This is a genomic window from Nonomuraea zeae (assembly GCF_005889725.1).
GTDB lineage: Bacteria > Actinomycetota > Actinomycetes > Streptosporangiales > Streptosporangiaceae > Nonomuraea > Nonomuraea zeae.
Window position 1 is genome coordinate 19,340 of sequence record NZ_VCKX01000076.1, and the last position, 25,833, is coordinate 45,172.

Below are 25,833 nucleotides of genomic sequence, written 5' to 3' on the forward strand. Positions count from 1 at the left end.
GCTTAGACGACGGGCAGGTTCTTCAGCGCCTCGCGTCGGCTCAGGCCCGTGATCCCCTTCGCCTTGACGTAGCGGATCACCTCGGCCGGGTTGGTCTTGGCGTATTCGCGTAACGCCCACCCGATGGCCTTGCGGGCGAAGAAGTCGTTGTCCGACAGGCTCGGATCGATGCACGCGAACAGCAGGGCGGTGTCGGTGCGCTGCTTGAACCGGTTCTGGCAGAGGATCGCGGTGCGCCGCTTCCACAGGTCGTCGTGGTGCGCCCACTCCAGCATGAGCGGGCGCATCGAGTCGGGGTAGGAGGTGAGCAGGGCGCCCATCCGGTGCGTGGCCAGCTCGTCCACCAGGTCCCACCAGGCCCCTGTGACGATCATCTCCTCGTACATCGGGACCGTGTAGAGGGTCTGGAACTCCCGGTAGAGGTGATAGCCGGACAGCTCGATCGCGGCGTAGCGCTCCTCACGGTATTCGGCCTCGCGCCACAGCGACAGCACCGCCCGCCGCCACTCGGGCGCGCTGTCGAGCCGGTGGTCGGCGAACACCCGCTTGAGCGCCGTGCGCCGCGGCACCGCCTGGACGCCCAGGAACGGCATCGCCGACTTCATGTAGGCGCGCATCGCCTCGGCCTTGCCGGGCTCGGCCACCGCCTGCAGTGCCAGCCGCACCGCCTTGCCGAGGCTCATCCCTTTTGCGTGGTGCGCTCGCCAGTGGCGAGCCCGTCGAAGAGCACGGTGATGTAGTGCTCGGCCAGGCCGCTGGTGTTGAGCCGGCCGCCCGGGCGGAACCAGCGCACCGCGACCCAGATCGTGTCGCGGATCATCCGGTAGGTGAGCTTGGGGTCGACGTCGGACCTGAACAGCCCGGCCGCCTGCCCGGCCTTGATCTGCGACACCCAGATCTGCTCGACCTCGTCCTCGGCCTTGACCAGGTAGTTGAACCGCTCGAACTGCCGCAGGTAGTTCCAGTCGTTCTGCATCACCGTGATCGCGGCCCGATGGGGCTCAAGGGTGCCGAACCCGATGCGCACCATCTCCGACAGCACCGTGCGCGCGTCGGCGCTGGTGTCGAGGGCGGCGCGGTAGCGGGCGATGAGGTCCTCGAGGAAGGTGGACAGGACCTCGTCGACGATCGTCTCTTTGGAGTCGAAGTGGTGGTAGAGACTTCCGGAGAGGATGCCCGCCTCGTCGGCGATCTCGCGTACTGTCGTGGCCTGGAAGCCCTTGCGCGCGAAGAGCTCCGCGGCGAGCTTGACGAGGTGGTCTCGGCGCTCGGACGCCGACCCCGATGAGGTCGCGCGCTGGCGCTTCGCCGGGGTGGTGGCTGTGCCGGAGTTCTTTCGCGTGGTCACGTCACCATTATGAGCCCTCAGACAATCGCTTGTTCACCTAACTGCCCCAGCTCATACGCCGTTCCGTTGTAGACCAAGCGCTTGCTACGATGCCAGGATGAGTGAGGCCTACATCGTCGGCGCCGTCCGCACCCCCATCGGGCGAAAGAACGGCGGCCTGGCCCCGGCCCACCCCGCCGACCTCGGCGCGCACGTGCTCAAGGAGCTGATGGAACGGGCGGACGCCGATCCGTCGGCCGTCGAGGACGTGATCTTCGGTTGCGTGGACACCATCGGGCCGCAGGCCGGGGACGTCGCCCGCACGTGCTGGCTGGCGGCCGGGTTCCCCGAGGAGGTCCCCGGCGTCACCATCGACCGCCAGTGCGGCTCCTCGCAGCAGGCGCTGCACTTCGCCGCCCAGGCCGTGCTCTCCGGCACGAACGACCTGGTGGTGGCGGGCGGCGTGCAGAACATGAGCATGATCCCCATCTCCTCCGCGATGCTGGCGGGCCGCCCGCTCGGCCACGAGACGCCGTTCTCCGGCTCCAAGGGCTGGACCGAGAGGTACGGCACGCAGGAGGTCTCCCAGTTCGCCGGCGCGGAGCGGATCGCCGCCACCTGGGACGTCTCGCGCGAGGAGATGGAGCGGTACGCGTACGAGTCGCACACCCGCGCCCTGCACGCCATCGACGCCGGATATTTCCGGCGCGAGATCGCCCCCTACGAAGGTGTCACCACCGACGAGGGCCCCCGCAGGGACACCACCCTCGCGAAGATGGCCGGGCTCAAGCCCCTGACGGGCGGCGGCCGGCTCACCGCGGCCCTGGCCTCGCAGATCTCCGACGGCGCCGCGGCCCTGCTGGTCGCCTCGCCCAGGGCCGTGCAGGAGCACGGCCTGACCCCGCGCGCCCGCGTGCACCACCTGTCGGTACGCGGCGCCGACCCGATCACGATGCTCTCCGCCCCGATCCCGGCCACCGTCCACGCGCTCGGCATGACCGGCATGTCGATCGGCGACTTCGACGTGATCGAGATCAACGAGGCGTTCGCGTCCGTCGTGCTGGCCTGGATCAAGGAGACGGGCGCCGACCCCGCCAGGGTCAACCCGAACGGCGGCGCGATCGCGCTCGGCCACCCGCTGGGCGCGACCGGCGCCGTGCTGGCCGTCAAGCTGCTGCACGAGCTGGAGCGCACGGGCGGGAGGTACGGGCTGCAGACCATGTGCGAGGGCGGAGGACAGGCCAACGTCACCGTCATCGAACGTCTCGGTCCGGCCGACCCTGGGTCACCATGAGGATATGGCCAACCCCTTCACCCTGGGCGTCGCATCAGGAGAGCCGCTGCCCGACGGCGTGATGCTCTGGACCCGATTAGCCGTGGACCCCCTGCACGCCGATCCGAGGCGGCCGGGCGGCATGTCCCCGAGGGCCGTGGACGTGCGCTGGCAGCTCGCCGAGGACGAGCGCTTCACCAGGGGCCTGCGGCAGGGGCAGATCCAGGCGTTGCCGCTCTCGGCGCACAGCGTCCACGTCAGGGTCGACGGGCTCAGGGCGGGGGCCGACTACTACTACCGGTTCAGGGCGGGCGGCCAGCAGAGCCCCGTCGGGCGCACCAGGACCGCCGACGACCCGGCCTCCACCCGGACCGTGCGCTTCGCGGTCGCCGACTGCCAGCGCTACGAGCACGGCTACTACACCGCCTACCAGCATCTCGCCGCCGAGCGGCCGGACGTCGTCTTCCACGTCGGCGACTACGTCTACGAGTCGCGGCAGTCGGCCCGCGTGGTGCGCCCGCTCGGGCCGGTGCCCGGCGAGATCGCCAAGCTGCACGAATATCGCCAGCGCTACGCGCGCTACAAGACCGACCCCGACCTGCAGGCCGCGCACGCCGCCGCGCCCTGGGTGACGACCTGGGACGACCACGAGGTGCTGGACAACTACCGGGGCAGGGGCGACGGCTCCGAGGCGTTCCTGAAGCGCAGGGCCGCCGCCTACCAGGCCTACTACGAGCACCAGCCGCTGCGGGTGCGCCCGCAGAACGGCAACCTGCAGATGTATCGCCGGCGGACCTACGGCGTGATCGCCGATTTCATGGTGCTCGACGTGCGCCAGCACCGGAACGCCGCCACCATGCTCGGCTCGGCCCAGGAGCAGTGGCTGATCTCCCGCCTGCACACCAGCCCGGTCCGGTGGCGGGTGCTGGTCCAGCCGCTGTTCTTCGCCCGCCGCTTCGTCCCGGGGCCGCCGCCGAACCTGCGTCCCGACTCCTGGGACGGCCACCAGGACCAGCGCGCGCGGATCCTGGCGGCGCGGGCGACCGGGCTGGTGGTGTTCAGCGGGGACGTGCACAACGCCTGGGCGGGCGAGCTGAAGGCCGACTTCCTGGATCCGGGCTCGGCCACGGTCGGGGTCGAGTTCGTGGCCAGCGCGATCAGCAGCATGCCGCCGGAGACCGACGGCGAGGCCGTGCTCGCGGCCAACCCGCATCTGAAGTTCTTCGACGCCCGCCGTGGTTACCTGGCGTGCTCGGCCGGTCCCGAAGAGCTGCGGGTGGCGTACCGGGCGGTGGACTTCGTGGACAAGAGAGGGGCTCCGGTGCGTACAGTGGCGGAGTTCGTCACTGACGGGAGCGGGCTGACGTTAGAAAATAGCTCTAGCAAATAGGAAACTTTCCTATTAGATTTCGGGTCATGCCCCTGAGCGGTGACCTGCTTCGCCTCGCCGACGCCGTCCTTTTCCCCGGTTTCGCGGGACACACGCCCCCCGACTGGCTCCGCCGCCGACTCGGCGAGGGCCTGGCCGGTGTGGTGCTGTTCTCGCGCAACATCGCCGACCCGGCCCAAGTGGCCCGGCTGACCGCCGCCCTGCGTGCGGAGAACCCCTCGGTGCTCGTCGGCACGGACGAGGAGTCGGGCGAGGTCACCCGGCTGGAGGTGGCCACCGGCAGCAGCCGCCCGGGCGGGTACGCGCTGGGCGTCGTGGACGACGTCGGCCTGACCGAGGACCTGGCCAGGCACCTCGGCGGGGATCTGGCGGCGGCGGGCATCACGATCGACTTCGCGCCCTCCGCCGACGTGAACTCCAACCCGGACAACCCCGTCATCGGCCTGCGGGCCTTCGGCGCGGACCCGGTGCTCGTCTCCCGGCACACCAGGGCGTTCGTACGGGGCCTGCAGTCGGCGGGCGTGGCCGCCTGCGCCAAGCACTTCCCCGGGCACGGCGACACCTCGGTCGACTCCCACCACGGCGTGCCCGTCGTGGCCGAGGGCGGGATCGAGGACGCGTTGCTCCCTTTCCGCGAGGCGATCAAGGAGGGGGTCAGGGCCGTCATGACCGGCCACCTCCTCGTGCCCTCATACGACGCCGAGCTGCCCGCCACGCTCAGCCCCAAGGTGCTCACCGGGCTGCTGCGCGAGGAGCTCGGATTCCAAGGAATGATCATCACTGACGGCATCGAGATGGCCGCGGTGTCGGGGGCGTACGGGATCGGGGGCGCCTCCGCCCGCGCCATCGCCGCGGGAGCCGACGCGATCTGCGTCGGCGGCGAGCGCGCCGACGAGGCGACCGCCGCCGGGATCCGCGACGCGATCGCCGCCGCGGTGACCGAAGGACTGCTGCCCGAGGAGCGGCTGGCCGACGCCGCTCGCAGGGTCCGCGAGCTGGCCGACTGGACCGCCTCTTCGGGCAGCCCCGTACCGCAGGACGGCTACATCGGCCTCACCGCGGCCCGGCGCGCGGTCCGGATCACCCGCAGGTCCACCGCGCCCGTGCTGCCGCTGACCACCCCTGCGCACGTGGTCGAGCTGGCCCCGGAGATGAACCTGGCCATCGACAAGGGCACCCCGTGGGGCGTCGGCGAGCCGCTCGGCAGGCTGCTGCCGGGCACCGCGGTCACCCGCCTCGCGGCGGGGGAGGCGACGGGTCCCGAGCTGGAGCGCCTGATCGCCGCGGCGGCCGGCCGGCCCCTGGTGGTCGTGGTCCGCGACGCGCACCGCTACGCCTGGCAGGGCGAGGCGCTGCGGCACCTGCTCAGCGCCCGTCCCGACGCGGTGGTGGTGGAGATGGGCCTGCCCGCCAGGTCCGATCTGGGCGCCGTGCACATCGCCACGTACGGCTCCGCCAGGGTCTGCGGGCAGGCGGCGGCGGAGGCGCTCACCGGTACCCTTTGACCCCATGGAATTCGACGGCGAGGACCTCTCACACAAGGCGCTGACCGACCGGCTCCCGCAGGACGAGACGCACGTCTTCCGCAACTGCGACCTCACGGAGACGGATTTCTGGGGGGCCTCGCTGGCCGGGGCGCGATTCGAGTCGTGCGTGCTGGAGCAGACCGACTTCCGCAAGGCGGACCTGGACGGCGCCGCCTTCTCCGGGGGCGGCGGGATGCGGATCAGGTTCAGCGACGCTGACCTCATCGACGTGTCCTTCACCAACGTGGACCTGTCCTCGGCCCAGTTCGGGGGCGCGCTGGTCACCGACGTGTCGTTCACGGGCTGCCGCATGATCGGCGCCTCGCTCACGGGCTCGCGCGGCACCGGCTTCCGGGTCGCCAGCTCCAACCTGACGCTGGCCAACCTGGGCGGCTGCTCGCTGCGCGGTGAGCATATCGAGGGCGTGCGCTTCGACGACGCCGACCTGTCGGGCTGCGACTTCACGGAGGCCACGTTCAGCGACTGCCGGTTGATCGGGGCGCGGCTGCTGCTGACGAAGTTCGCCAAGGCCGATCTGCGCGGGGCGGACCTCGGTCAGCCCGACGACGACCGGCTGCGCGCGTTCGCAGGGGCCGTCATCAACCAGACGCAGGCCAACGCCATCCTCGCGGCCCGCGGCATCACTGTGCTCTGAGCCCGGCCAGGGCGGCCCGAGCCTCCGCCATGACGCGGTCGATCAGCTCCTGGCACGACGGCAGGTCGTCGATCACCCCGACCACCTGCCCGGAGGCCATCACCCCGAGGTCGGCCCGCCCGTCCACCATGGCGGCCCGCAGCAGCACGGGCGTGTTGGCCGCCTGGAGGACCTGCGCCCAGGTCAGCTCGCGCCCACGTTTCATCCGCCGCCCCTCGCGGAGCATCTCGGCCCACGACAGCCCGGACAGCCGCTTGAACCTGGCCCCGTTCACCACCGCCCTGACCAGCCGCGAGCGTTCGAGCGAGGTCACGAACGGGGTGCTCAGCACCCGATGGGGGACCCCGTCCACCCTGGTCGTCACCACCGTCTCCCGCGCCGCCAGATAGACCTTCTTGACCTCCTCCGGCACGGTCGAGTCGCTCGTGAGCAGGAACCTCGTCCCCATGGCGATCCCGCAGGCCCCGTAGGCCAGCGCCGCGACCAGCCCGCGCCCGTCGAAGAAGCCGCCCGCCGCGATCACCGGGATGTCTACCGCGTCCACGACCTGCGGCAACAGCAGCGTGGTCGCCACGGGCCCGGTGTGCCCGCCGCCCTCGCCGCCCTGCACGATCACGGCGTCCACGCCCCACGCCGCGACCTTCTCGGCGTGCCGGCGCGCGCCCACCGACGGGATCGTCACCACGCCGGCGTCCTTGAGCCGGGCGATCAGCTCCCTCCTGGGCGCCATCGCGAACGACGCCACCCGCACGCCCTCCCTGACCATCACCTCCACCCGCTCGGCCGCGTCGTCGGCGTCGGAGCGGATGTTCACCCCGAACGGCGCGTCCGTCCGCTCCTTGACCCGCCTGATGGCCTCGGTCATCTCGGCCACGGACATGGTCGCCGCCCCGATCACGCCCAGGCCGCCCGCCTTGGAGGTGGCCGCCGCCAGCCGCGCGCCGGCGACGTACCCCATCCCGGTCTGCACGATCGGATACCGGCAGCCGGTGAGCGCGGTCAGCGCGGTCCTCAAGCCGCCACCTCGCGCTCGCGCGCCCGGCCGGGGTCGAGGTGGTCCAGGACGCGCAGCTCCTCGCCGGTCGGCTGCCGGGTCTCCCCGACGTCGCCGGACACGTCAAGCTCGAAGCCGGTCGCCGCCACCACGTCGTCCACCCGCACGCCGGGGTGCACCGACACCAGCCGCATCGACCCGTCAGGCGTGCGGAAGTCCAGCACGGCCAGGTTCGTCACCACGCGCCGCAGGTCGTGGGCGCCCCGGTCGGTCCCGAGCCCGCTCACCATGTCCACCGCCGGCACGAACACCCTGGGGGAGTGCCGGGGGATCCAGTAGCTCGTGGGGTCGCACCGCGTGTTGCCCGGCGCGCCCCGCACGCCGAGCAGCTGCGCCTTGGGCCTGGCCCAGTCGCCGATGCAGGAGATGTTCGTGTTGCCGTGCCGGTCGATCTGGGAGGCGCCGAGCATGACGTGCCTGCGGCCGTTCAGCACCAGCCACAGGTGCTCGCGGAACGGCAGCCACCCCTCCACCACCTCCGGCTCCCGGCCCAGCGCGGGCACGTCGCCGGTGAGCAGGCAGACGCCGTCGTGGGTGATCAGCTCCGGCTCGAACGTCAGCCGCGCCAGCCGTGCCGCCAGCACGGTGACGGCCCCGCCGATCCCGGCCGCCAGGATCTCCCCGTCGCCCCTGAACGCCTCCGCGCACGCCACCACGCACACGTCAGCCCTGCTGGTCATCGAACTCCTCCCACGGCGTCTCGACGTAACGCCGCTGCTCGGCCTCGTCCCGCCCGTAGTCGGGCTCGCACGAGGTGAACCCGGCGCCGCCGGGCGCCTCCACCACGCCGGCCACCATCGACCGGCTGATCAGCAGCGACTGCACCGGCCCCTCCTTCAGCAGGTCGGCCGCATCCACCACGCGCTCGCACGAGACGTAGCACCGGCCGGCCGCCTTCGCGTAGAGGTCGTCGAAGTACGGGTCGGGCCCGAGATACTGGGCGTTGCCGCGGGGGTCGGCCCGGTTCAGGTGCACCAGCGCCACGTCCATCCGCAGCGCGGGCACCGCGACCAGCTCCTCCCCGTCCTCGTACGGCGAGCGCACCGTCCTCAGCCCCGGGTTGACCCGCAGCACGTCGGACCCCATTCCCGCCCGCGTCGGCAGGAACGGCAACCGGTGCGCCGCCGCGAGCAGCCCGAACATGAACATGCCCTCGTCGTACTCCACGAACTCGATCGCCCCTTCCTGCCGGGCCCGCCGGAAATGGGGCTCCAGGGGGATGGAGTCAAGCGTGACGAAGGGGGCCACGACCCTGCGCACCTTCCCGGCCGCGCACAGCATGCCGACGTCCGGGCCGCCGTACGAGATGATCGTGAGGTCGCCCACGCCGGTGCGCAGGACGGCGCGGACCAGGGCCATCGGCTTGCGGCGCGAGCCCCAGCCGCCGATCCCGATCGTCATCCCGCTCTCCAGCGAGCCGGCGACCTGCTCGGCCGACATGAGCTTCGTCCTGGCAGGGGATGGGGTCACGTGCCCTCCACGAAGCGGTCGCGGTGCCTGTCGCCCGCGCCCATCAGGTTCAGCTCGAAGGTGAAGCCCTGCTCGAAGCGGTAGCTGCGCCTGACGTCCACCGGGTCGATGCCGTTGAGCGACTCCTTGGCGCGGCGGATCACGTACGGGTCCTTGGCCGCGATCTGCTCGGCGACCTCTATGGCGGCGGCGCGCAGCTTGTCGCGCGGCACGACCTCCAGCACCGAGCCGAAGGCGTGCAGCTCGGCGGCCGTGACGTTGCGGCACGTGTAGACCATGGCCCGCATGAGGTGCTGCGGCACCAGCCTGGCCAGGTGCGTGGCCGCGCCCAGCGCGCCCCTGTCCACCTCGGGCAGCCCGAAGTAGGCGTCGTCGGCGGCCACCACGATGTCGGCGTTGCCCGCCAGGCCCACGCCGCCGCCCAGGCAGTGGCCGTGCACGGCCGCGATCACCGGGACCGCGCACTCGTAGACGGCCGCGAACGCCGCGTAGCACGCCCGGTTGGCGCCGACCAGCGCGGCGTGCCCCTCGGTGGCCTGCATCTCCTTGATGTCGACTCCGGCGTTGAACCCGCGTCCTTCCGCGCGCAGCACGACGACCCTGGTCCCCGGCTCGTCCCCGGCCGTCAGCACGGCCTCGGCCAGCTCCTCCCAGGCCCGCACGGTCAGCGCGTTCACCGGTGGCACGTCCACGACGACCTCGGCGACCGGCCCGGCCCGCAGCGTGATCCCCATCCCGCTCCCTGGTTGCACCTAACGCTTGCTTGGTACGGTAGCACCCGTGACGGTGACTTACGACTACACGGGCAAGTCCGTCCTGGTGACCGGCGGCACCAAGGGCATCGGCGCGGGCATCGCCCGAGCCTTCCGCGAAGCGGGGGCCGACGTCACCGTCTGCGCCCGCACGCCCGCCCCGTCCGGCGGGATGCGGTTCGTACGGGCCGACGTGCGGGCGGCGGACGACGTCGAGCGGCTCATCGCCGGGTTCGAGCGCCTCGACGTGGTGGTCAACAACGCGGGCGGCACGCCGCACGCCCCGCTGGCCGGCACCTCGCCACGCCTGCACGCCCGCGTCATCGAGCTCAACCTGACGGCCCCGCTGCTGGTCTCCCAGTACGCCTACCCGCTGCTCGCCGAGTCCGGGGGCGCGATCGTGATGATCGGCAGCGCCAGCGGCGCCCGGCCCTCACCCGGCACCTCCGCCTACGGCGCCGCCAAGGCCGGGCTGCACCACCTGGCCCGCTGCCTGGCCGCCGAGTGGGCCCCGCTGGTCCGGGTCAACACGGTGATCGTCGGCCTGGCCGACACCGGCGCCGAGACCGGGGAGGCCGCGGACCACTACGGCGGGCACGGGGACGAGCGGATCGGGGCCGCCGTCCCCGCAGGCCGGATGGCGACGCCCGCCGACGTGGCCCAGGCGTGCCTGTGGCTGGCGGCCCCCGGCTACGTCACCGGCGCGCAGGTACGGGTGGACGGCGGCGGCGAGATCCCCGCCTGGAGCTACCTGGCCCGCCGACCAGACCTGGCTTCTGACGACATTTCCTGATATCTCTGCTTGATCCTTCTGGGAGGTCTGTGTGGGAATCTGTGCCGGCCGAGTGGTGATCGTGACGGGCGCCGGCCGCGGCATCGGCAGGGAGCACGCCCTGGAGTTCGCCCGGCAGGGCGCCCGCGTCGTGGCGAACGACCTCGGCACCGGCCCTGACGGGGACGGCAGGTCCGGCGGTCCCGCGCTGTCGGTCGTCGCGGAGATCGAGGAGCTCGGCGGCCAGGCGGTGGCCAGCAGCGACGACGTCTCGGACTGGGACGGCGCGGCCCGGCTGGTCAAGACCGCGATCAGCGCCTACGGCCGGCTGGACGTGCTGGTGAACAACGCCGGCTTCCTGCGCGACAGGATGCTGGTCTCGATGACCGAGCAGGACTGGGACGACGTCGTACGCGTCCATCTCAAGGGCCACTTCCTGCCGCTGCGGCACGCGGCGGCGTACTGGCGGGAGAGGTCCAAGGCCGGCGACCAGGTCGCCGGCCGGGTGATCAACACCTCGTCGGGCGCGGGCCTGATGGGCAGCCTCGGCCAGGGCAACTACGCCGCGGCCAAGGCCGGGATCGCCGCGCTGACGCAGGTCGCCGCCGCGGAGCTGGCCAGGTACGGCGTGACGGTGAACGCCATCGCCCCGGCCGCCCGCACCCGGATGACGGAGGAGGTGTTCGCCACGGCCATGGCCAGGCCGGAGACGGGCTTCGACCCCATGCACCCGGCGAACGTCGCCCCGCTCGTCGTCTGGCTCGGCTCGCCGGAGTCGGCCCACGTGACGGGGCGGGTGTTCGAGGTGGAGGGCGGCGCGATCTCGCTGGCCACCGGCTGGCGTCACGGCCCGCGCGTGGACCGCGGCGCCCGCTGGGACCCGGCGGAGGTCGGCGCCGCGATCACCACCCTCCTGGACTCCGCCCCGCCGCCCGAGCCGGTCTACGGGACGTGAGCCCCGGCCCTCGCCCTCGCCAGAGCCCTGGCCTGTGCCCGGGTCACTGCACCAGCCCCGGCACCACGTACTTCCCGTCCCGCAGCGCGAACTGCTCGCGGGCCTGCCCCGTCCGCACGTCCACGGCGTAGACCATCGGCGGATGGGAGACGCGCCCCGACTCGGGCACCGCGAGCAGCGTGACCTCGTTCGCGTTCAGCCAGCCGCCCAGCCGGGACAGGGCGAGCCCTTCGGGGACACCGGAGATCGGGACCCGCCGCTCGGCGCCCCCGCGCACGGGGTCGAACGTGACGATCGTGCCGTCCCCCTGGATCATCGGCCGCCGGTCGCGGTCGAAGTCCTGGCCCAGTCGGGCCAGCGTCAGCCCGTCGGGCGACAGGGCGCTGAAGTCGTAGGTGAACTCGTCGATGGTGATCGGGTCGTGCCCGAGCACCTGCACCTGAGTGCTGTTCTCGTACGGCTTGACCAGCACCACGGGCCCGTCGCCGTCGGTCACGCCGATCGGGTACCAGCCGCGCGGCAGCTCGGTCACCGTGTCCCGCTCGATGTCCACCAGCTTGTTCGGCTGGCGGCGGCCGCCCCAGCCCGAGACGATGAACCGCAGCCCGCTCGGCGACAGCCGCAGGGCGAACTCGACGTCGAAGTCCTCCTTCGGCTGCTTCAGCGGCGACTTCCAGACCTTCCCCTCGCCCAGGTCCCGCACGAGGATGCTCTGTCGTTCGGCGCTGTAGTAGGCGATCCTGCGCCCGTCCACGGTCACCGCGATCGGTCCCGGGCCGGGGGCGAACGCGTAGGTGCCGCCGTCGCGGGTGACGATCCGCCACTCGTCCTGCTCGCACGGGTTCGTCCCGGGGCGCAGGCAGGACGGCTGGTAGACGTGCTCCACCGGCCCGACCCCCTTCTCGGGCAGCGGCAGCGCCTTCGTCTCCGGCGGGGTGAGCACGATCGGCGGCTGGGGCGGGCGTACCTGCTGGATCACCAGGGCGGTGCCGGCCGTGATCAGGCAGACGGCGGAGACGGCGACCGCGGTCAGCCGGGCCGCGCGCCTCCTTCGCGCGCGCCCGACGGCGCGATCGGCCAGATCGACGCCGGGCGCCTGCGCCGCCAGCGCCCGCAGATCCTCGCGCAGCGTTCTCATCGGTACGCCTCCTCAGGGGTGAGCGCGCGCAGTTTCGACAGCGCGTAATGCGTCTGGCTCTTCACCGTGCCGAGGGAGACGCCCATGAGCTGCGCCGTCTCATGCTCGGTGCGGTCCTCGTAGAAGCGCAGCACGATCACCGCCCGCTGCTTGGGCGTGAGCTGGGCGAGCGCCTGCTCCAGGGCGAGCCGGCGCACGGTGGCCTCGTCGTGCGACCGCCCGACCTCGGGCAACGGGACCCCGGGCAGCTCGACCCGCTTGCGCCGGCGCCAGGAGATGGTCTGGTTCACCAGGGCCTTGCGGGCGTACGCCTCGGGGTTGCCGCCCTTGGAGAGCTTGGCCCAGTGGGTGGCGACGCGGGCGAGAACCGTCTGTAACAGATCCTCGGCGAGGTGGGCGTCTCCGACGAGCAGGTACGCCGTCCGCATCAGCGATTGCTGGCGGGCACGCACGAACTCGTGGAACCCCTCATAACGGTCCATGTACCGAAACAACTCCGCTGAGGGGTGGAAAGGTTGGAATCAGCGTAGCGACGATCGAGCCGTGGGCCGCAGCCTGAGGCGTTCCGGCGGGGCGGTGAGCCGCTCGTCGAGCTTCGGCAGGTCCACCTCCCGCTCCTCCTCCGGGGTGTCGAAGCGGGCGAACCACACGAACACGTTCTCCCCGGTCCACACCGGCAGGCGCGGGAAGTCGTTCGCCGAGTGCTCGGTCTCCAGGCAGGCGACCGGCGGCACCCCCGCCTCGGCCAGGACCGGCGCGACCTGCCTGACGAAGAACTCGGAGAAGCCGGCCTCGACGTGGTAGACGGTGGCGACGTAGAGGGACGGCGGCGGCTCGCCCGCGCCGACCGGTGGCCGGTCCCCGGCGGGGAGCTCCGGCCCGACGGAGTGGAGCAGGAGCACGTCGTCGGAGTCGATCATCGTGGCGTTGGCCGCGTCGCGGTTGGCCAGCCAGACGGGCCCGGTGTAGAAGGCGTCCAGCGACTCCCGGCGGGTGCGCGGCCCGGGGAAGGCCCGCAGCCACGGGAACGTGTCGGGCGCGTCGGGGTCGCGGAAGGTCCCGGCGACCCGCATCCCGGTCGCCTCCTGAGACTCGACGAACTCGCGCTCGAACAGCGTGATCAGCTCGTCCCGCCGTCCCGGGTGAAGGGTGTACCGCCGCAATTCGTAGATCATGCGCGGACGCTATGCCCGGGTCACTGACGTCTCCTGTCAGCGTATGCGCCGAATAATATTCTGATCACTCAGAGCTACTTTTCGTCAACGCACAGTTATATGCTCGCACTGACCTTGATCTTCTGAGGTCAAAGAAGGTCAAGCGGACGGTGGTGTGTCCTGGGCCCGGGGTGCCCCGCCGTTCAGTGGCCTTCACCGCTGGCAAAGGAGCAGAAAGTGATCAAAAGGGTGTGCGCAGTCGCGGCCGTGGTGACAGCGGTCGCCGGCGGCGCCCTGCCGGCCGTCCCCGCTCACGCTGACGATGACTGGCTCGGCCCCGGCAGCACCTGGTCCTGGAACCGGAGTGGCAACAGCGACTCGGCCCAGTCAGGAAACAACTTCGGCAACGTCTCCGCCGGCAATCACGGCGAAGGCGCGTCGACCAACGTCAACAACGTCAACGGGGTCGCCTCCACCGCCACCAACGGCAGCATCACGGTGACCTACATCTTTTACTGACCGGCTGACGTCCCCAGCAAGATCCTCATACGGAAGGACATCCTCATGATGAAGAAGCTCTGCGTGACCGGCCTCATCGCCGCCGCCGCGGCCGGCGTGACCCTGCTGTCGGCCCCCGCCTACGCCGACACCAACGCCGGCAACTCCAGCGCCAACGACGACTCCTCCCAGTCGGGCAACAACTTCGGCAACGTCTACAACGCCAACGTGAACGGCTACGGCGCGACCGGCGTCAACAACGTCAACGGCAACGCTGTGACCGGCACCAACGGCAGTGACATCGCGGTCGACGACGTCGTCGACTGATCAGGCAGGTCGCGCCGCGGTCCGGGATAGCGCGGCGCGACCGTGACGCGGACGGGCCGGTCCGTTTTGGACCGGCTCGCACCGTATTAGCATTTTTGGGTGACTATTTGTGCCTACGCCACGTTCGATGACGCCGATTCCGACGACGAGCTCCAGCCGGTCCTGGCGGCCTGGCGGGAGGCCGGCATCGAGGGGCGCGCCGAGCGCTGGGACGACCCCGCGGCCGACTGGAGCGCCTACGACGCCGTGATCGTCCGCTCGGTGTGGGACTACATCTTCCGCCGGGAGGAGTTCCTCGCCTGGGCGCGCCGGGTCGAGTCCGTGACGCGGCTGCTCAACCCCCATGCCGTGCTCGAGGCCAACACCGACAAGACCTACCTGCGGGACCTGGGCGTGCCGGTCGTGCCGACCCACTGGTCGTCGGACGGGCTGCCGGACTGGCCCGAATACGTCGTCAAGCCCACGGTCTCCGGCGGCGCCCGCGACACCACCAGGACGGCCGACCGGGAGGAGGCCAGGGTGCTGGCCGCGGCGCTGGAGGCCGCGGGACGCACGCCGATGGTGCAGCCGTACCTCGACATGGTCGAGTCGGAGGGCGAGACCTCGCTGCTGTACTTCAACGGCCGATTCAGCCATGCCGTCCGCCGCAATCCGATGCTCGCCCCGGGGATGACCATGGCGGACAACGCGCGGGCGCACCTGCGCCCACCGGCCCCGGACCAGGTCGAACTTGCCGAGAAGGTGCTCGCCGCCGTTCCCCATGCCCTTCTCTACGCCAGGATCGACCTGGTCCGGCTTCCCGACGGCGCGCCCGTGGTCATGGAGGTGGAGCTGACGGAGCCGTACCTCTTCCTGGGCCACGACCAGGGCGCGGCGGCGCGCTTCGCCGGGGCGCTGCGCGAGCTGCTCTGATCAGCAGGAGATCCCGCCGTCCACCGGGATGACCGTGCCCGTCAGGTACGCCCCCGCCCGCGAGGCCAGGTAGATGGCCGCGCCCGCCATGTCGTCGGGGCGGCCGATGCGGCCCAGGGGGACGTTCGAGGCGATGGTCTCCCGGGTGGCGGGGTCGTCCAGCGCGAAGGCCATCATCTTGGACTCGAACGGGCCCGGCGCGATGGCATTGACCGTGATGTGCTCCTTCGCCAGGTGCTTGGCCAGGTGCCTGGTGAGCATGTGGACGGCGGACTTCGTCGAGGAGTAGGCGTAGCTCGGCAGCGCGGGGACCTTGATCCCGTCGATCGAGCCCACGTTGATCACGCGTGCCGGGTCGTCCGCGCTCGCCGCCTGCCTGAGCCGGGGCAGGAACTGCTGGGTCAGGAAGAAGACGCCTTTGACGTTGATGTTCCAGAGCTTGTCGAAGGCGCTCTCCGGATACTCCTCCAGGGGCGCGCCCCAGGTGGCGCCCGCGTTGTTCACCAGCACGTGCAGCGGGCCGTCCACCGCCGACACCAGCGTCTCCAGCCCTTCGGGCGTGGACAGGTCGGCCGGCACCGCGACGCAACCCAGCTCGGCGGCCGTCTTCTCGACCTCGGCCGTCTTGCGGGCGGATATGTAGACGCTCGCGCCCGCATCGACGAACCCCGCGGCGATCATCCGCCCGATGCCGCGCGAACCACCAGTGATGACGACCGTCTTGCCTTCCACCGAGAACAGAGTCATGTTCCGGAAGCATGCCATACCGACCGGTCGGTTGCTAGAAGCCGTTGTCCTTCGCCCAGAGTCGCAGCAGGCCGCGGAAGTGCTCGACGAACCGGTCGCGCTCGTGCTCCGGGTACGTGGCGGTCACGGTGTCCACGAGCAGCCGGTCGAACTCCGGCCCGGCCACCCAGTCCAGGACGATCTCGTCGAGGTGCCCCAGATGGGTCCGGCAGAACTCCTCGTAGCGCTCGGTCTCGAAATAGGCGTCCGCCAGCCGCCGGTACTCGGCCAGCCGCTCCTCGTACGTGCCGGTGACGGCGAAGAAGTCGTGCGTCTCCAGGTCGATCCGCGGCCTGCGCCGGGTGGCCACGCAGAACACGCTCCACTTCACCAGTGCCTTGATCGCCCAGGGGAAGTAGTAGTGCAGGCTGGTCAGCGCCACGTCGGGACAGGCGTTGGCGTAGTCGATGGGGTGCACGTCCGAGCCCTTGATCAAGGTCTCGCACGAGTTGAACTCCCACCGGAAGAACGCGTTGACCAGCTTCCCGATCGTGACCACCTCCTCGCCGGCCGACGGCGACAGGAACGCGTGGTCCACCACGTAGCGGTCGTGCATCGGCTCCTCGGGCCGGAACCGCATCACCATCGTCTCCGCCCCGATCGACAGCGACCTGGCGAACGCGTCGTAGCCCTCGACGGCCTGCTGGAGATGCATGAGCATCTCGCCGCTCTCGTCATAGGCCCGGTGCAGCTCCTCCTCGTCGCGCACCTTGGACACCCCGCGCCAGGCCCCGCCGTCGTACGGCTTCATGAACAGCGGATAGCCGATCTGCCCCGCCACCTCGTCCAGGTCGAAGGGCCGGTTGTAGCGGGCCGCCGTGTAGGGGTAGCGGTCGTTGTCCGGCGGGTTCTTGTACGGCACCAGCACCGTCTCCGGCACCTTCAGCCCGAGCCGGATCATCGCGCAGTACGCGGTGTGCTTCTCCATCGACTGGAAGGTGAACGGGCTGTTCAGCAGGTAGACGTCGTCCATCATGGAGATCTTCTTGAGCCACTCGCGCGGGTGGTAGTACCAGTACGCCAGCCGGTCGATCACCAGCTCGTGGCGCGGCTTGGCCCGCAGGTTGAAGGGCTCGATCGTGAGCCGCTCCACGCCGAACTCGCCCACCCCGTCGATCGGCCCGAGCCGCCGCAGCACGGTCTCGAACGCCGTCGGCCAGTCCTCCTCCGTCCCCAGTAACAGCCCGATCAGATGGCGCACGACGTTCCTCCTGCCTGGCGACCGGCCGCGTGCGGGCGCCGGGCTCGTACGCCGGCCCGAGAAGCGCGGCTCATACGCCGGGCAGGCGCCCGTTGCGGAACAGGTCGACGAACCTTCGATGGTCTTCACGGGCCTGTGCCCCGTACCGATGGGAAAACTCCACCAACATCCCGATAAATCCGGATGTGTCGTTGCCGATCACCGCCACGATCGCCTCCTCCGTCGAGAAGTCCACGAGATCGTGACTGGACTCGTCGTCGGCCACCGAGTGCATGCGCGCCACCGCCCGCCCCAGGTCCTGCACGATCGAGCGCAGCTCCGCCGGCTCGTTCACGTCGTCCCAGTCCAGGTCGGCCGAGTACGGCGAGACCTCGGCCACGAGCTGCCCCACGCCGTTGAGCGTGGTGTAGCCGAGCCAGGGGTCGGCGTAGGCCTGCAGCGCCCGCTGCGACTCCGCCGTGCGGTGCCCCTGGTGCAGGAAGTAGGAGGCCACCTTCTCGTCGACGACGTGCCGCGCGACCGCCGGCACCGCGGCCTGCTTCATGTAGAGGATGACGTCGTTCTCCAGCGCCTGCGAGCGCCCTTCCAGCAGCAGGTTGTACGACGGCAGCCCCGCCGACCCGATGCCCACGCCCTTGCGCAGCGCCACGTCCTTGATCACGTGCTCGACCGGGTTGACCTGCGCCGGCAGCGAGCCCAGGTAGTCCTCGAAGGCGGACAGCACGGCCTGCCTGGTCGCCGCGTCCACGCTCTCCCTGCCCTCCATCAGCGCGAAGCGCCGGTCGTAGTCGTCGATCACGGTCTCGACGTCCAGCAGGGCCACCCGCGTGCTGAGCCGCGCGGTCTGCAGCACCCGGTGCAGCACGCCGCTGGTGGTGTCCAGGGTGAGCGAGCCGATCGCGTCGTCCCCGCCGCCCGCGATCGCGGTCAGCTCCACCAGGTACGCCCCGGCGAAGTCGGTCACCAGCATGCTGATCGAGTCGTCCGACAACGCCTTGGCGTAACCGAGCAGGGCCACGCTGGCGGCGAACCGCTTGAGATCCCAGACGTACGGGCCCACGTACGCCTCGTCGAAGTCGTTGACGTTGAAGACGAGGACGCCGGAGGCGTTCATGTACGTGCCGAAGTTCTCCGCGTGCAGGTCGCCGTGGATCCACACCCTGCTGGTCGGCTCGTCGAGGTAGGACCGGTCGGCGTACGACTGCGTCATGTCCGCGTAGAACAGGCAGGCGCTGCCCCGGTAGAAGGCGAAGGGAGAGGCGGCCATCTTCCGGAACTTGCGCCGGAAGGCGGCCGGGTCTTGCTTGATCGACTGGCCGAACTCCGTCATCAGGACGTCGAGCAGGAAGGAGGAGCGTGTGCCCATACTCCGGACAGTAGATCTCGGCGGGCCTGCCGACCACCCCGATCTTTCCCTGACATGCCCAGGTCAGGGTAGGGGCGCCGGCCGCGTCACGGCCGTGAGGACCTTTCGCGGCCGTCAGGGATGCTGCGAGGAGACCGAGACGATCTCGCCGGTCATGTACGAGGAGTAGTCGCTGGCCAGGAAGACGATCACGTTCGCGACCTCCCACGGCTCCGCCGAGCGCCCGAACGCCTCCTTGGCCGCCAGCTCCGCCAGCAGCTCCTCGCTGGTCACCTTCGCCAGGAACGGGTGCACCGCGAGCGAGGGCGCCACGGCGTTGACGCGTACGCCGTGCTCGGCCGCCTCCAGCGCGACGCATCTCGTCAGCGCCATCACCCCGGCCTTGGCCGCCGCGTAGTGCGACTGCCCGTGCTGGGCCCGCCAGCCGATCACCGAGGCGTTGTTCACGATGACGCCGGAGCCCTGCGCGATCATCTGCCGGAGCGCGGCCCTGGTGCAGCGCATGGTGCCGGTCAGGGTGACGGCGACCACCGCGTCCCACTGGTCGTCGGACATCTCGGCGAGCGGGGCCGTACCGCCGAGCCCGGCGTTGTTGACCACCACGTCGAGCCGGCCGTGCGCCTCCACCACCGCGTCGAACAGCGCCAGGACCTGCGCCTCCGACGTCACGTCGCACGGGACCGCCAGCGGTTTGACGCCGGTGAGCTCGGTCAGCGCGTCGGCGGCGGCGGCCAGGCGGCGCTCGTGCCGGTCGGAGAGCACGATCGTGGCGCCCTCCTCGGCGCAGCGCCGGGCCGTGGCGTAGCCGATGCCCGCGCCCGCGGCCGCCGTGACCAGCGTGACCTTGCCGTCGAGCAGGCCGTGTGCCTTGGGGTAGGGCGGCGTGTGCTGCTGCGGCATGCGTGCTCCAATCAGCGGGGGAGTCCCAGCGTGCGCTCGGCGATGATGTTGCGCTGGATCTCGCTCGAACCGGCATAGATCGTGTCCGCCCGGCTGAACAGGTAGAGCCGCTGCAGATCGTTGAGCCCGCCGTCTTCGAGCGGCTCGCCCGTGATCGGTTCGCCCCCGACCGGCTCGCCCGTGGGCGGCTCGCCCCCGACCGGCCCGTTCGCGGTCGGCTCGTCCCCGGGCTGCCCGCTCGTGGTGGGCCCGGTCGCGACCAGCCCCGAGCGGCCCTGCACGGCCTGGGCCAGCTCGCCGAGGCGGCGATGCCACTCCGACCAGTACAGCTTGGCGATCGACACCTCGGGACCAGGGTCGGGGCCGAGCATCCTGAGCGCGTTGAGCCGCATGATCTCCAGCTCCAGCCAGGACCTGACGAGCCGGTCGCGCAGCACGGGATCGCGGGCCGCGCCGGTCCGCCGGGCGGTCTCGATCACCTTGGCCAGCTCCCGCCGGAAGCCGATCTGCTGGCCGAGCGTGGACGCGCCGCGCTCGTAGCCCAGCGTGGCCATCGCGACCCGCCAGCCGTCGCCCGGCGCGCCGAGCACGTTGCCCGCGGCCGCCCTGGCGCCGTCGAAGAACACCTCGTTGAACTCGGAGGTCCCGGTCAGCTGCACGATCGGCCGGACCTCGACGCCGGGCTGGTCCATGGGGACCAGCAGGTACGACAGCCCGCGGTGCCGCTGCGAGCCCGGCTCCGTACGGCACAGGACGAAGCACCAGTCGGCCACGTGGGCCAGCGAGGTCCACACCTTCTGCCCGTCGATCACCCACTCGCCGCCCTCCAGCCGCGCCCTGGTCTGGACGCCGGCCAGGTCGGAGCCGGCCTCGGGCTCGGAGTAGCCCTGGCACCACAGCTCGTCGCCGCGCTGGATCGGGGGCAGGAAGCGGTCCTTCTGCTCTTCGGTGCCGAACTCCAGGATGGTCGGGCCGATCAGGCCCTCGCCGATGAGGCCGACCCGGGCGGGGGCGTCGGCCCTGGCGTACTCCTCGTGGAAGGCGACCTGGTCCTCCAGGGAGGCGGCGCGGCCGCCGTACCGCTCGGGCCAGGCCAGGCAGGTCCAGCCGGCCTTGCCGAGGTGGCGCTCCCACGCCTGGCGCGGCTCGTGGCCCTCGTGCTCGCGTCCCGGCCCGCCGAGCCCTCTGACGTGCGCGAACTCGCCGCTCAGGCTCTCCTCCAGCCAGGCCCGCGCCTCCGCGCGCAGCCCGCTCCCGCCACCGTCCGGTTCGTGGAGGTCCGGGAACGCCTCGCCACCTGCCTGGTCAGGCAGGCTCAACGAAGCCTCCGTACCCGCCGCGGAAGAACACCAGCGGGCCGCCGTCCGCGTACGTGTCGAGCTGCAGCACCCGCGCGACCACGATCACGTGGTCGCCGGCCAGGTGCTCGTTCTCGACCACGCAGTCGATCCAGGCCAGGGCCCCTTCGAGCACGGGGTTGCCGCCGGGGGAGCCGGTCCACTCCAGTCCGGCGAACTTGTCCCCGCCCTTGGCCGCCATCTGGGCGCACACGGCCTGCTGGTTCTCGGCCAGCACGTTCACGGTGACGACCTTGGCGCCACGCACCCGGGGCCAGCTCGTGCTCGTGTGCGCCACGCAGAACGCCACGAGCGGGGGGTCGAGCGAGACCGAGGTGAAGGAGTTGGCCGCCAGGCCGCACGGCCGGCCGTCTTCGGCATCGAGGGCGGTGATCGCCACCACGCCGGTCGCGAACCTGCCGAGCACCTGCCGGAAGCGGTGGCTTTCGAGGTGGCCGTTCGGGCTGTGAGATGAAGGGCCCGTCGGCATGGCGGCTCCGTTGCGAATCCTGCGCTGATGGGGCGTCGGAAGGCCGCGACAGCCGTCCGGCGCGATGAGCCGGGCAGCGTGTGTGCTCATGGTCCGCCTCCTCGTCACCGACAGCGCTATCTTACCAAGCGCTTGCTTGGACGGTAGGGGGAATCCGGAGAACGTGTCAAGTGAATGCCGGGTGGCGGTGGGCAGTGCGTTGACATGGGGGAAATTTCCGGCCTACCGTGACATTTGTGGCCAAGCGCTTGCTTGATTTTCGGGACCGCACCGCCATCGCCGGAGTCGGCTACACCCCCTTCACCAAGAACTCGGGCGTGAGCACGCTGACGCTGGCCTGCCGCGCCGTGCTGGCCGCGCTGGAGGACGCCGGCCTGACACCGGACGACGTGGACGGCCTGGCCACGCACCGGGTCGGCGACTCGGCCCCGCCCACCCTGGTCGGCCCGGCCCTGGGGCTGACGGACCTGTCCTGGCACCTGGACCAGTTCGGCGGCGGCAGCGTCTCCCATGCCGTGGTCGGACAGGCCGCGCTCGCTGTGGCGACGGGCATGGCCGAGACCGTGGTCTGTTACCGGGCCATCAACGCCCGCTCCGAGTTCCGCATGGGCGGCACCGGCCGGGGCGTGCCGGTGAGCCCGGAGGTGCAGTACCAGGCGCCGTACGGGTTCTTCGCGCCGCCGCAGCAGTACGCCATGTTCGCGCAGGCCCACATGCTGAAATACGGCACCAGGGCCGAGCATTTCGGGCAGCTGGCGGTCACCCAGCGCTCCAACGCCGCCAAGAACCCCAGAGCGCTCATGCGCACGCCGATCACGCTGGACGACTACCTGGCGAGCAGGTGGATCGCGGAGCCGTTCCGCCTCCTGGACTGCTGCCTGGAGACGGACGGGGCCTGCGCCGTCGTCGTCACCACGGCCGAGCGCGCCCGCGCGCTGCGCCGCCCGCCGGTCCTGGTCTCGGCCGCGGCCTGGGGCGGGGGCACCTCGCACCTCTCGGGCGCCGCCGCCGACCCCACGGTGACGGCCGCCGCCGCGCTGGCACCGCGCCTGTACGCGCAGGCGGGGCTCGGGCCCGGCGACATCGACGTGGCGCAGCTGTACGACTGCTTCACGTACTCGGTGATCGTCCAGCTGGAGGACTACGGCTTCTGCGCCAAGGGGGAGGGCGGCCCGTACGTGGCCTCCGGGGCCACCTCCCTGGGCGGCGCGCTCCCGGTCAACACCCACGGCGGCTTCCTGTCGGAGGGCTACGTGCACGGCATGAACCACATAGCGGAGGCGGTGTCCCAGCTCAGGGGCGACGCCGGGGACCGCCAGGCGCCGCGCGCCGAGGTGGCGCTCTCGACCGCCCAGCCCGGCTACATCCTCCCCGCCACCTCGGCGCTGATCCTCCGGAGGGCGTGATGGCGGCCTACCCGCCGGAGCCGGACCGGGACTCCGCGGAGTGGTGGGAGCGGGTGGGGAGGCACGAGTTCGCCGTCCAGGAGTGCGACACGTGCGGGCTGGCGCGCTTTCCCGCCAGGGCGTTCTGCGCGGCGTGCCGGACGGAGGCGTGGCACTGGCGCGAGGTGGAGCCCGAGGGGTCGGTCGAGAGCTGGATCGTCAACCACCAGCCGTTCATGCCGGGGCTCCCGGTGCCCTATCTGGTGGTGATGATCAGGCTCGCGGCGGTGCCGGACTGCCTCGTGTACGGCGGGTGGCGCGGCCCGCGGCCCCCGGAGCGGGGGGAGCGGGTACGCGCGACCTACACCGCGACCTGCACCGCGGCCGGCGACCGGCTGACGCTGGTGGATTGGGGGCCGGAGTCCGGATCCCGGTGACGGGCGCCGGGGACGCGGATGGGTATCCGGTCGAGCGGAAATCCTCCCGCCGGGCGGCCTCGTCCCGAAATTGGATTGGTACCGGAAAACCCCACCAGTCCCACCATCCCGAAGCTGCCCCCAGGTTAGGCGTCGAGGGTTGATGATGAAGGGAGCAGGCGTCAACGCGGACGGCTCCGGGCATGGTGGCTGACGTGAGTGGTTGGGACTGGATGGCGGGTGTGGCCATGCGGCCATGGCGCTCCGTCCTGCCTGCCCGGTGGTTACCGGGCCGCCCACCCAGCCGGCCGTGTCCGCACGTCACGGCGCCCGGCTCGCGACCGCAGACGGCGAGACGGATCGGCCCGCCACCGCAGATGACCAGACGGGCCGGCTCGCGACCGCAGACGCGAGCGGCGAGAAGCGGGAGCCGGGCGGCGCGGGCGCCGCCCCGGAAAACCGAAAACCCCCGAGAAGACCCGAGAAACCCGCCCGGAGCAAGACACGGGCGGAGAGTCCCTCATCGGGGGGAGGCGTTGGTGTGGTCCCTGCCTGCTTCGCGGACTTTCGGAGAGATCCGGAGCTGTCGGAGGAAGGCGCGCCCTGGCGGGCGTGGGGGACCCGCCAGGACGCGCTTCCTGCCCCGTGTGCGGCGGCGCCAGGACTCCGGCGAGGGATGGAGTCCTAGACCGTTGGTTCGCACACGGAGTCGATGGGAGAGCTCGAAGGCTCATGCTGCCGGCAACGTGCGGCGATGCGTTGAGCTGCAGCAACCGGGTCATCAATGCGGTGCGTGACGGGGGCGCCACCCTCCTTGATCGCGACAAAGGATCCGTCTTCGCGCCGCACGGTCAGCTCAGCTAACGCCGGTTGCACGGAGATGCCGATGCCATTGCTCTGGTAGGTGTGGGTGAACCCCTGGCGACGCAACCCGTAACGCAGTAAACGTGTTGCTTCACGAGGGTCATGCCAGGGCAGGTATGGCGTACCCGTGCGGACTGGCAACATTGGCCTTCACCCCCTCACCGGCCTTTAGATGGATTTGTACCAACGAATGGATGATGGGCCGGTCATGGGGGTTCGGTCAAGGGGTTGTGGCCTGCTAGAACCAGATCGTCTAAATTGTTGGAACAAAAGGGGTGAAAGTGGCAAGGTCGGTGCTGTATCAGCAGGTGGCTTCGGAGTTGCGACGGGCCATCTACTCGGGTGTCCTCGGCCCCGGGGCACAGCTGCCGACCGAGGCGCAGCTCATGGAAGACCATGGGGTGAGCAGGAACACCGTAAGGCTGGCCCTTGGTGAGCTTGTCAACGAAGGGCTCGTTACGCGTACGCCGCGACGCGGAACGGTGGTCAGAGACCGCAGACCGCTGCTCATCTACCCGCAGCGAGAGTTGGAGCCGCAACCCACCGGGGAGCTGCGGGAAGCCTTCGCCTATGCCGTGGCGCAGGAAGGCCGCGCACCGAGCCAGTACATCGAGGTGCTGACGGTGTCTCCCGTAGAGGAGATCGCCAGCAGGCTGGAACTGGCGGATGGGGAACTGGCGGTGGTGAGACGCCGTCTGCGTTTCGTGGACGGACAGCCGTACAACACCAACGATTCCTACTTCCCCCGTGATCTGGTCGCGGATTCTGAGATTGCCAGGCCCGGTGACATCGCGCGAGGGGCGAACCGGGTACTGGAAGAGCTCGGCCACGCGCAAGCACGCGTCGTGGACGACATTTGGGCGCGCATGCCCAACCAGGAGGAAGCCGAACGCCTCCAGCTCGAGCTCGGCACGCCAGTCATGGTGTACGTCCGAGTCGGATACGACGGGGCCGACATGCCGGTGCGTGTCGCGGTGTCGGTGTTGCCCGCCGACAAACATTTGATCAGATACGAGCTCGATCGCCGCTGACGAGCTCGAGATGAAGGGGTGATTTCGCCGGCCGGGTGCAGCGAGAAAAGCCGCCTCGCTGGCCTAGGGGAGTCGTGCATACTCCCCTAAATCGCCATTTATCCATATATATCGGGTTATGGCCCCATTTCGCCCCCGCGCACCATTGCATCATCACGCTCTGTGCAGGCGCGGGAACCCAACGCAACGGGAGTTGTATTATGCACACGAACACTCTTCTTCACCCACTCGCCCTCCGCAGAGCGGAACCTGCGGACCTTCCCGGCGTCATCACGCTGCTCGCCGACACCGCTGAGTGGCTCTATGCGCAGGGAGTGCGGCAGTGGCCCCGCGGGGGGTTCGGCCCCGAGCGGATCGAACCGCTCATTGAGGAGCGGGTGCTCTTCCTGCTCGATGACGAGCTCAGGTATCTCGACCCGGACGAATCGGCGCCGCCGGTAGCCACGATAGCCCTGGACGACCACGCCGACCCGGAGTTCTGGACTCCGGGCGACAATCCGGGTGCGGCTCTCTACATCCACAAGCTGGCCGTCGCCCGGCCGTGGTCCGGCAGCGGGCTCGGCGACGCGCTCCTGGACTGGGCCGGCACCTCGGCCCACGCCGCGGGGCTGCCCTGGCTGCGTCTCGACTGCGCGAAGGGGAACCCCCGGCTGCAGAGCTACTACCGCAGCCGCGGGTTCAGGCACGTACGCACAGTGGATCTGCCCCACCGCTCCTCGGGGGCGCTCTTCGAGCGGCCCTCGGAGGACATGCTCACCACGGCCTTCCGTGACCTCACGATCGCCGAGCTGATCAGCGCCTGACGGCGCACCCCACCCCCCAACGGCCCGGCCCCGGACTGTCCGGGTCCGGGC

General features: G+C 70.8%; 28 protein-coding genes. 13 read left to right on the forward strand and 15 right to left on the reverse strand.

The window, feature by feature from the left end:
• Window positions 1-2 precede the first annotated feature (2 nt).
• Both ETD85_RS24240 and ETD85_RS24245 read right to left on the reverse strand, forming a co-directional pair.
• On the reverse strand, window positions 3-683 hold the full coding sequence (locus tag ETD85_RS24240; protein ID WP_138692075.1) for a DNA alkylation repair protein: 681 nt from the start codon (window positions 681-683) through the stop codon (window positions 3-5).
• A complete protein-coding gene (locus ETD85_RS24245) occupies window positions 680-1,348 on the reverse strand; it encodes a TetR/AcrR family transcriptional regulator (protein ID WP_138692076.1) in 669 nt (222 codons plus the stop codon). Before ETD85_RS24245 ends, ETD85_RS24240 begins: the two co-directional genes overlap by 4 nt.
• A gap of 97 nt (window positions 1,349-1,445) precedes the next feature.
• Between ETD85_RS24245 and ETD85_RS24250 the strand changes: the two genes are divergently transcribed.
• From ETD85_RS24250 to ETD85_RS24265, 4 genes are read left to right on the forward strand one after another with little or no spacing between them, the layout of a single operon-like run.
• Window positions 1,446-2,621, forward strand: a complete 1,176-nt coding sequence (locus tag ETD85_RS24250; RefSeq protein WP_138692077.1) for an acetyl-CoA C-acetyltransferase — start codon at window positions 1,446-1,448, stop codon at window positions 2,619-2,621.
• Between the two features lie 4 nt (window positions 2,622-2,625).
• Window positions 2,626-3,990: an alkaline phosphatase D family protein gene (locus ETD85_RS24255; RefSeq protein WP_138692078.1), complete on the forward strand. Its 1,365-nt coding sequence runs from the start codon at window positions 2,626-2,628 to the stop codon at window positions 3,988-3,990.
• A 26-nt stretch (window positions 3,991-4,016) separates the two neighbouring features.
• Complete coding sequence (locus ETD85_RS24260; RefSeq protein ID WP_138692079.1) at window positions 4,017-5,495, forward strand: glycoside hydrolase family 3 protein; 1,479 nt, start codon at window positions 4,017-4,019, stop codon at window positions 5,493-5,495.
• Window positions 5,496-5,499: 4 nt separating this feature from the next.
• Window positions 5,500-6,171, forward strand: coding sequence for a pentapeptide repeat-containing protein (locus ETD85_RS24265; protein ID WP_138692080.1), 672 nt, complete (start codon window positions 5,500-5,502; stop codon window positions 6,169-6,171).
• On the opposite strand, the gene ETD85_RS24270 is transcribed toward ETD85_RS24265, so the two are convergent.
• The 4 genes from ETD85_RS24270 to ETD85_RS24285 are packed head-to-tail and all read right to left on the reverse strand — an operon-like array spanning window position 6,158 to window position 9,429.
• The gene (locus tag ETD85_RS24270) at window positions 6,158-7,186 is read right to left on the reverse strand and encodes an NAD(P)H-dependent flavin oxidoreductase (protein WP_138692081.1); all 1,029 of its coding nucleotides are present in this window, start codon (window positions 7,184-7,186) and stop codon (window positions 6,158-6,160) included. The genes ETD85_RS24265 and ETD85_RS24270 overlap by 14 nt on opposite strands.
• The gene (locus ETD85_RS24275; RefSeq protein ID WP_138692082.1) at window positions 7,183-7,905 is read right to left on the reverse strand and encodes a CoA-transferase subunit beta; all 723 of its coding nucleotides are present in this window, start codon (window positions 7,903-7,905) and stop codon (window positions 7,183-7,185) included. Before ETD85_RS24275 ends, ETD85_RS24270 begins: the two co-directional genes overlap by 4 nt.
• Window positions 7,889-8,665, reverse strand: a complete 777-nt coding sequence (locus ETD85_RS24280; protein WP_138692101.1) for a CoA transferase subunit A — start codon at window positions 8,663-8,665, stop codon at window positions 7,889-7,891. Before ETD85_RS24280 ends, ETD85_RS24275 begins: the two co-directional genes overlap by 17 nt.
• 26 nt (window positions 8,666-8,691) lie before the next feature.
• Window positions 8,692-9,429, reverse strand: coding sequence for an enoyl-CoA hydratase family protein (locus ETD85_RS24285; RefSeq protein WP_138692083.1), 738 nt, complete (start codon window positions 9,427-9,429; stop codon window positions 8,692-8,694).
• A gap of 46 nt (window positions 9,430-9,475) precedes the next feature.
• Between ETD85_RS24285 and ETD85_RS24290 the strand changes: the two genes are divergently transcribed.
• Both ETD85_RS24290 and ETD85_RS24295 read left to right on the forward strand, forming a co-directional pair.
• Window positions 9,476-10,240, forward strand: a complete 765-nt coding sequence (locus ETD85_RS24290; RefSeq protein ID WP_138692084.1) for an SDR family oxidoreductase — start codon at window positions 9,476-9,478, stop codon at window positions 10,238-10,240.
• A gap of 31 nt (window positions 10,241-10,271) precedes the next feature.
• Window positions 10,272-11,174 carry an SDR family oxidoreductase gene (locus tag ETD85_RS24295; RefSeq protein ID WP_138692085.1) on the forward strand — a complete coding sequence of 301 codons (903 nt, stop codon included), beginning with the start codon at window positions 10,272-10,274 and terminating at the stop codon, window positions 11,172-11,174.
• Between the two features lie 43 nt (window positions 11,175-11,217).
• Here the strand turns inward: ETD85_RS24295 and ETD85_RS24300 are convergent, their stop codons facing one another.
• Genes ETD85_RS24300 through ETD85_RS24310 form a run of 3 tightly spaced genes read right to left on the reverse strand, consistent with a single transcriptional unit; the run spans window position 11,218 to window position 13,487 of the window.
• Complete coding sequence (locus ETD85_RS24300; protein WP_138692086.1) at window positions 11,218-12,312, reverse strand: hypothetical protein; 1,095 nt, start codon at window positions 12,310-12,312, stop codon at window positions 11,218-11,220.
• On the reverse strand, window positions 12,309-12,794 hold the full coding sequence (locus ETD85_RS24305; RefSeq protein WP_138692087.1) for a SigE family RNA polymerase sigma factor: 486 nt from the start codon (window positions 12,792-12,794) through the stop codon (window positions 12,309-12,311). The genes ETD85_RS24300 and ETD85_RS24305 overlap by 4 nt, the downstream gene beginning before the upstream one ends.
• A gap of 39 nt (window positions 12,795-12,833) precedes the next feature.
• Window positions 12,834-13,487: an NIPSNAP family protein gene (locus ETD85_RS24310; RefSeq protein WP_138692088.1), complete on the reverse strand. Its 654-nt coding sequence runs from the start codon at window positions 13,485-13,487 to the stop codon at window positions 12,834-12,836.
• 216 nt (window positions 13,488-13,703) lie between these two features.
• Here ETD85_RS24310 and ETD85_RS24315 point away from each other — a divergent pair, with 216 nt between their 5' ends.
• The 3 genes from ETD85_RS24315 (at window position 13,704) to ETD85_RS24325 (ending at window position 15,203) form a co-directional block, all read left to right on the forward strand.
• A complete protein-coding gene (locus ETD85_RS24315) occupies window positions 13,704-13,985 on the forward strand; it encodes a hypothetical protein (RefSeq protein ID WP_138692089.1) in 282 nt (93 codons plus the stop codon).
• A gap of 45 nt (window positions 13,986-14,030) precedes the next feature.
• Entirely contained in the window at window positions 14,031-14,291 is a 261-nt protein-coding gene (locus tag ETD85_RS24320) for a hypothetical protein (protein WP_138692090.1), read from the forward strand.
• A gap of 99 nt (window positions 14,292-14,390) precedes the next feature.
• On the forward strand, window positions 14,391-15,203 hold the full coding sequence (locus ETD85_RS24325) for an ATP-grasp domain-containing protein (RefSeq protein ID WP_138692091.1): 813 nt from the start codon (window positions 14,391-14,393) through the stop codon (window positions 15,201-15,203).
• Here the strand turns inward: ETD85_RS24325 and ETD85_RS24330 are convergent, their stop codons facing one another.
• The 6 genes from ETD85_RS24330 to ETD85_RS24355 form a co-directional block, all read right to left on the reverse strand.
• Complete coding sequence (locus ETD85_RS24330; protein WP_138692092.1) at window positions 15,204-15,950, reverse strand: SDR family oxidoreductase; 747 nt, start codon at window positions 15,948-15,950, stop codon at window positions 15,204-15,206.
• Window positions 15,951-15,984: 34 nt separating this feature from the next.
• Window positions 15,985-17,190: an ATP-grasp domain-containing protein gene (locus ETD85_RS24335; protein WP_138692093.1), complete on the reverse strand. Its 1,206-nt coding sequence runs from the start codon at window positions 17,188-17,190 to the stop codon at window positions 15,985-15,987.
• Window positions 17,191-17,260: 70 nt separating this feature from the next.
• Entirely contained in the window at window positions 17,261-18,556 is a 1,296-nt protein-coding gene (locus tag ETD85_RS24340) for a DUF2252 domain-containing protein (protein ID WP_138692094.1), read from the reverse strand.
• A gap of 114 nt (window positions 18,557-18,670) precedes the next feature.
• Window positions 18,671-19,456, reverse strand: coding sequence for an SDR family oxidoreductase (locus ETD85_RS24345; protein WP_138692095.1), 786 nt, complete (start codon window positions 19,454-19,456; stop codon window positions 18,671-18,673).
• Between the two features lie 11 nt (window positions 19,457-19,467).
• A complete protein-coding gene (locus ETD85_RS24350) occupies window positions 19,468-20,703 on the reverse strand; it encodes an acyl-CoA dehydrogenase family protein (RefSeq protein WP_138692102.1) in 1,236 nt (411 codons plus the stop codon).
• A gap of 58 nt (window positions 20,704-20,761) precedes the next feature.
• The gene (locus ETD85_RS24355) at window positions 20,762-21,283 is read right to left on the reverse strand and encodes a flavin reductase family protein (protein WP_138692096.1); all 522 of its coding nucleotides are present in this window, start codon (window positions 21,281-21,283) and stop codon (window positions 20,762-20,764) included.
• Window positions 21,284-21,519: 236 nt separating this feature from the next.
• On the opposite strand from ETD85_RS24355, the gene ETD85_RS24360 reads away from it, so the two are divergent.
• The 4 genes from ETD85_RS24360 to ETD85_RS24375 all read left to right on the forward strand — a co-directional run bounded on the left by ETD85_RS24360 (window position 21,520) and on the right by ETD85_RS24375 (window position 25,782).
• Window positions 21,520-22,689 (forward strand): thiolase C-terminal domain-containing protein, encoded by a 1,170-nt coding sequence (locus ETD85_RS24360; RefSeq protein WP_240779371.1) that lies wholly within the window; start codon window positions 21,520-21,522, stop codon window positions 22,687-22,689.
• Window positions 22,689-23,105, forward strand: coding sequence for a Zn-ribbon domain-containing OB-fold protein (locus ETD85_RS24365; protein ID WP_138692097.1), 417 nt, complete (start codon window positions 22,689-22,691; stop codon window positions 23,103-23,105). Before ETD85_RS24360 ends, ETD85_RS24365 begins: the two co-directional genes overlap by 1 nt.
• A 1,136-nt stretch (window positions 23,106-24,241) precedes the next feature.
• Entirely contained in the window at window positions 24,242-24,979 is a 738-nt protein-coding gene (locus tag ETD85_RS24370; RefSeq protein ID WP_138692098.1) for a GntR family transcriptional regulator, read from the forward strand.
• A gap of 200 nt (window positions 24,980-25,179) precedes the next feature.
• Window positions 25,180-25,782 (forward strand): GNAT family N-acetyltransferase, encoded by a 603-nt coding sequence (locus ETD85_RS24375; RefSeq protein ID WP_138692099.1) that lies wholly within the window; start codon window positions 25,180-25,182, stop codon window positions 25,780-25,782.
• The last annotated feature ends 51 nt before the right edge of the window (window positions 25,783-25,833 follow it).

Excerpts from the sequence above, each read along its gene's own strand:
- ETD85_RS24240 (WP_138692075.1), bottom strand. The coding sequence starts at position 683 with ATGAGCCTCGGCAAGGCGGTGCGGCTGGCACTGCAGGCGGTGGCCGAG.
- ETD85_RS24250 (WP_138692077.1), top strand. The coding sequence starts at position 1,446 with ATGAGTGAGGCCTACATCGTCGGCGCCGTCCGCACCCCCATCGGGCGA.
- ETD85_RS24255 (WP_138692078.1), top strand. The coding sequence starts at position 2,626 with ATGGCCAACCCCTTCACCCTGGGCGTCGCATCAGGAGAGCCGCTGCCC.
- ETD85_RS24260 (WP_138692079.1), top strand. The coding sequence starts at position 4,017 with ATGCCCCTGAGCGGTGACCTGCTTCGCCTCGCCGACGCCGTCCTTTTC.
- ETD85_RS24265 (WP_138692080.1), top strand. The coding sequence starts at position 5,500 with ATGGAATTCGACGGCGAGGACCTCTCACACAAGGCGCTGACCGACCGG.
- ETD85_RS24275 (WP_138692082.1), bottom strand. The coding sequence starts at position 7,905 with ATGACCAGCAGGGCTGACGTGTGCGTGGTGGCGTGCGCGGAGGCGTTC.
- ETD85_RS24280 (WP_138692101.1), bottom strand. The coding sequence starts at position 8,665 with ATGTCGGCCGAGCAGGTCGCCGGCTCGCTGGAGAGCGGGATGACGATC.
- ETD85_RS24285 (WP_138692083.1), bottom strand. The coding sequence starts at position 9,429 with ATGGGGATCACGCTGCGGGCCGGGCCGGTCGCCGAGGTCGTCGTGGAC.
- ETD85_RS24300 (WP_138692086.1), bottom strand. The coding sequence starts at position 12,312 with ATGAGAACGCTGCGCGAGGATCTGCGGGCGCTGGCGGCGCAGGCGCCC.
- ETD85_RS24305 (WP_138692087.1), bottom strand. The coding sequence starts at position 12,794 with ATGGACCGTTATGAGGGGTTCCACGAGTTCGTGCGTGCCCGCCAGCAA.
- ETD85_RS24310 (WP_138692088.1), bottom strand. The coding sequence starts at position 13,487 with ATGATCTACGAATTGCGGCGGTACACCCTTCACCCGGGACGGCGGGAC.
- ETD85_RS24320 (WP_138692090.1), top strand. The coding sequence starts at position 14,031 with ATGATGAAGAAGCTCTGCGTGACCGGCCTCATCGCCGCCGCCGCGGCC.
- ETD85_RS24330 (WP_138692092.1), bottom strand. The coding sequence starts at position 15,950 with ATGACTCTGTTCTCGGTGGAAGGCAAGACGGTCGTCATCACTGGTGGT.
- ETD85_RS24340 (WP_138692094.1), bottom strand. The coding sequence starts at position 18,556 with ATGGGCACACGCTCCTCCTTCCTGCTCGACGTCCTGATGACGGAGTTC.
- ETD85_RS24345 (WP_138692095.1), bottom strand. The coding sequence starts at position 19,456 with ATGCCGCAGCAGCACACGCCGCCCTACCCCAAGGCACACGGCCTGCTC.
- ETD85_RS24355 (WP_138692096.1), bottom strand. The coding sequence starts at position 21,283 with ATGCCGACGGGCCCTTCATCTCACAGCCCGAACGGCCACCTCGAAAGC.
- ETD85_RS24365 (WP_138692097.1), top strand. The coding sequence starts at position 22,689 with ATGGCGGCCTACCCGCCGGAGCCGGACCGGGACTCCGCGGAGTGGTGG.
- ETD85_RS24375 (WP_138692099.1), top strand. The coding sequence starts at position 25,180 with ATGCACACGAACACTCTTCTTCACCCACTCGCCCTCCGCAGAGCGGAA.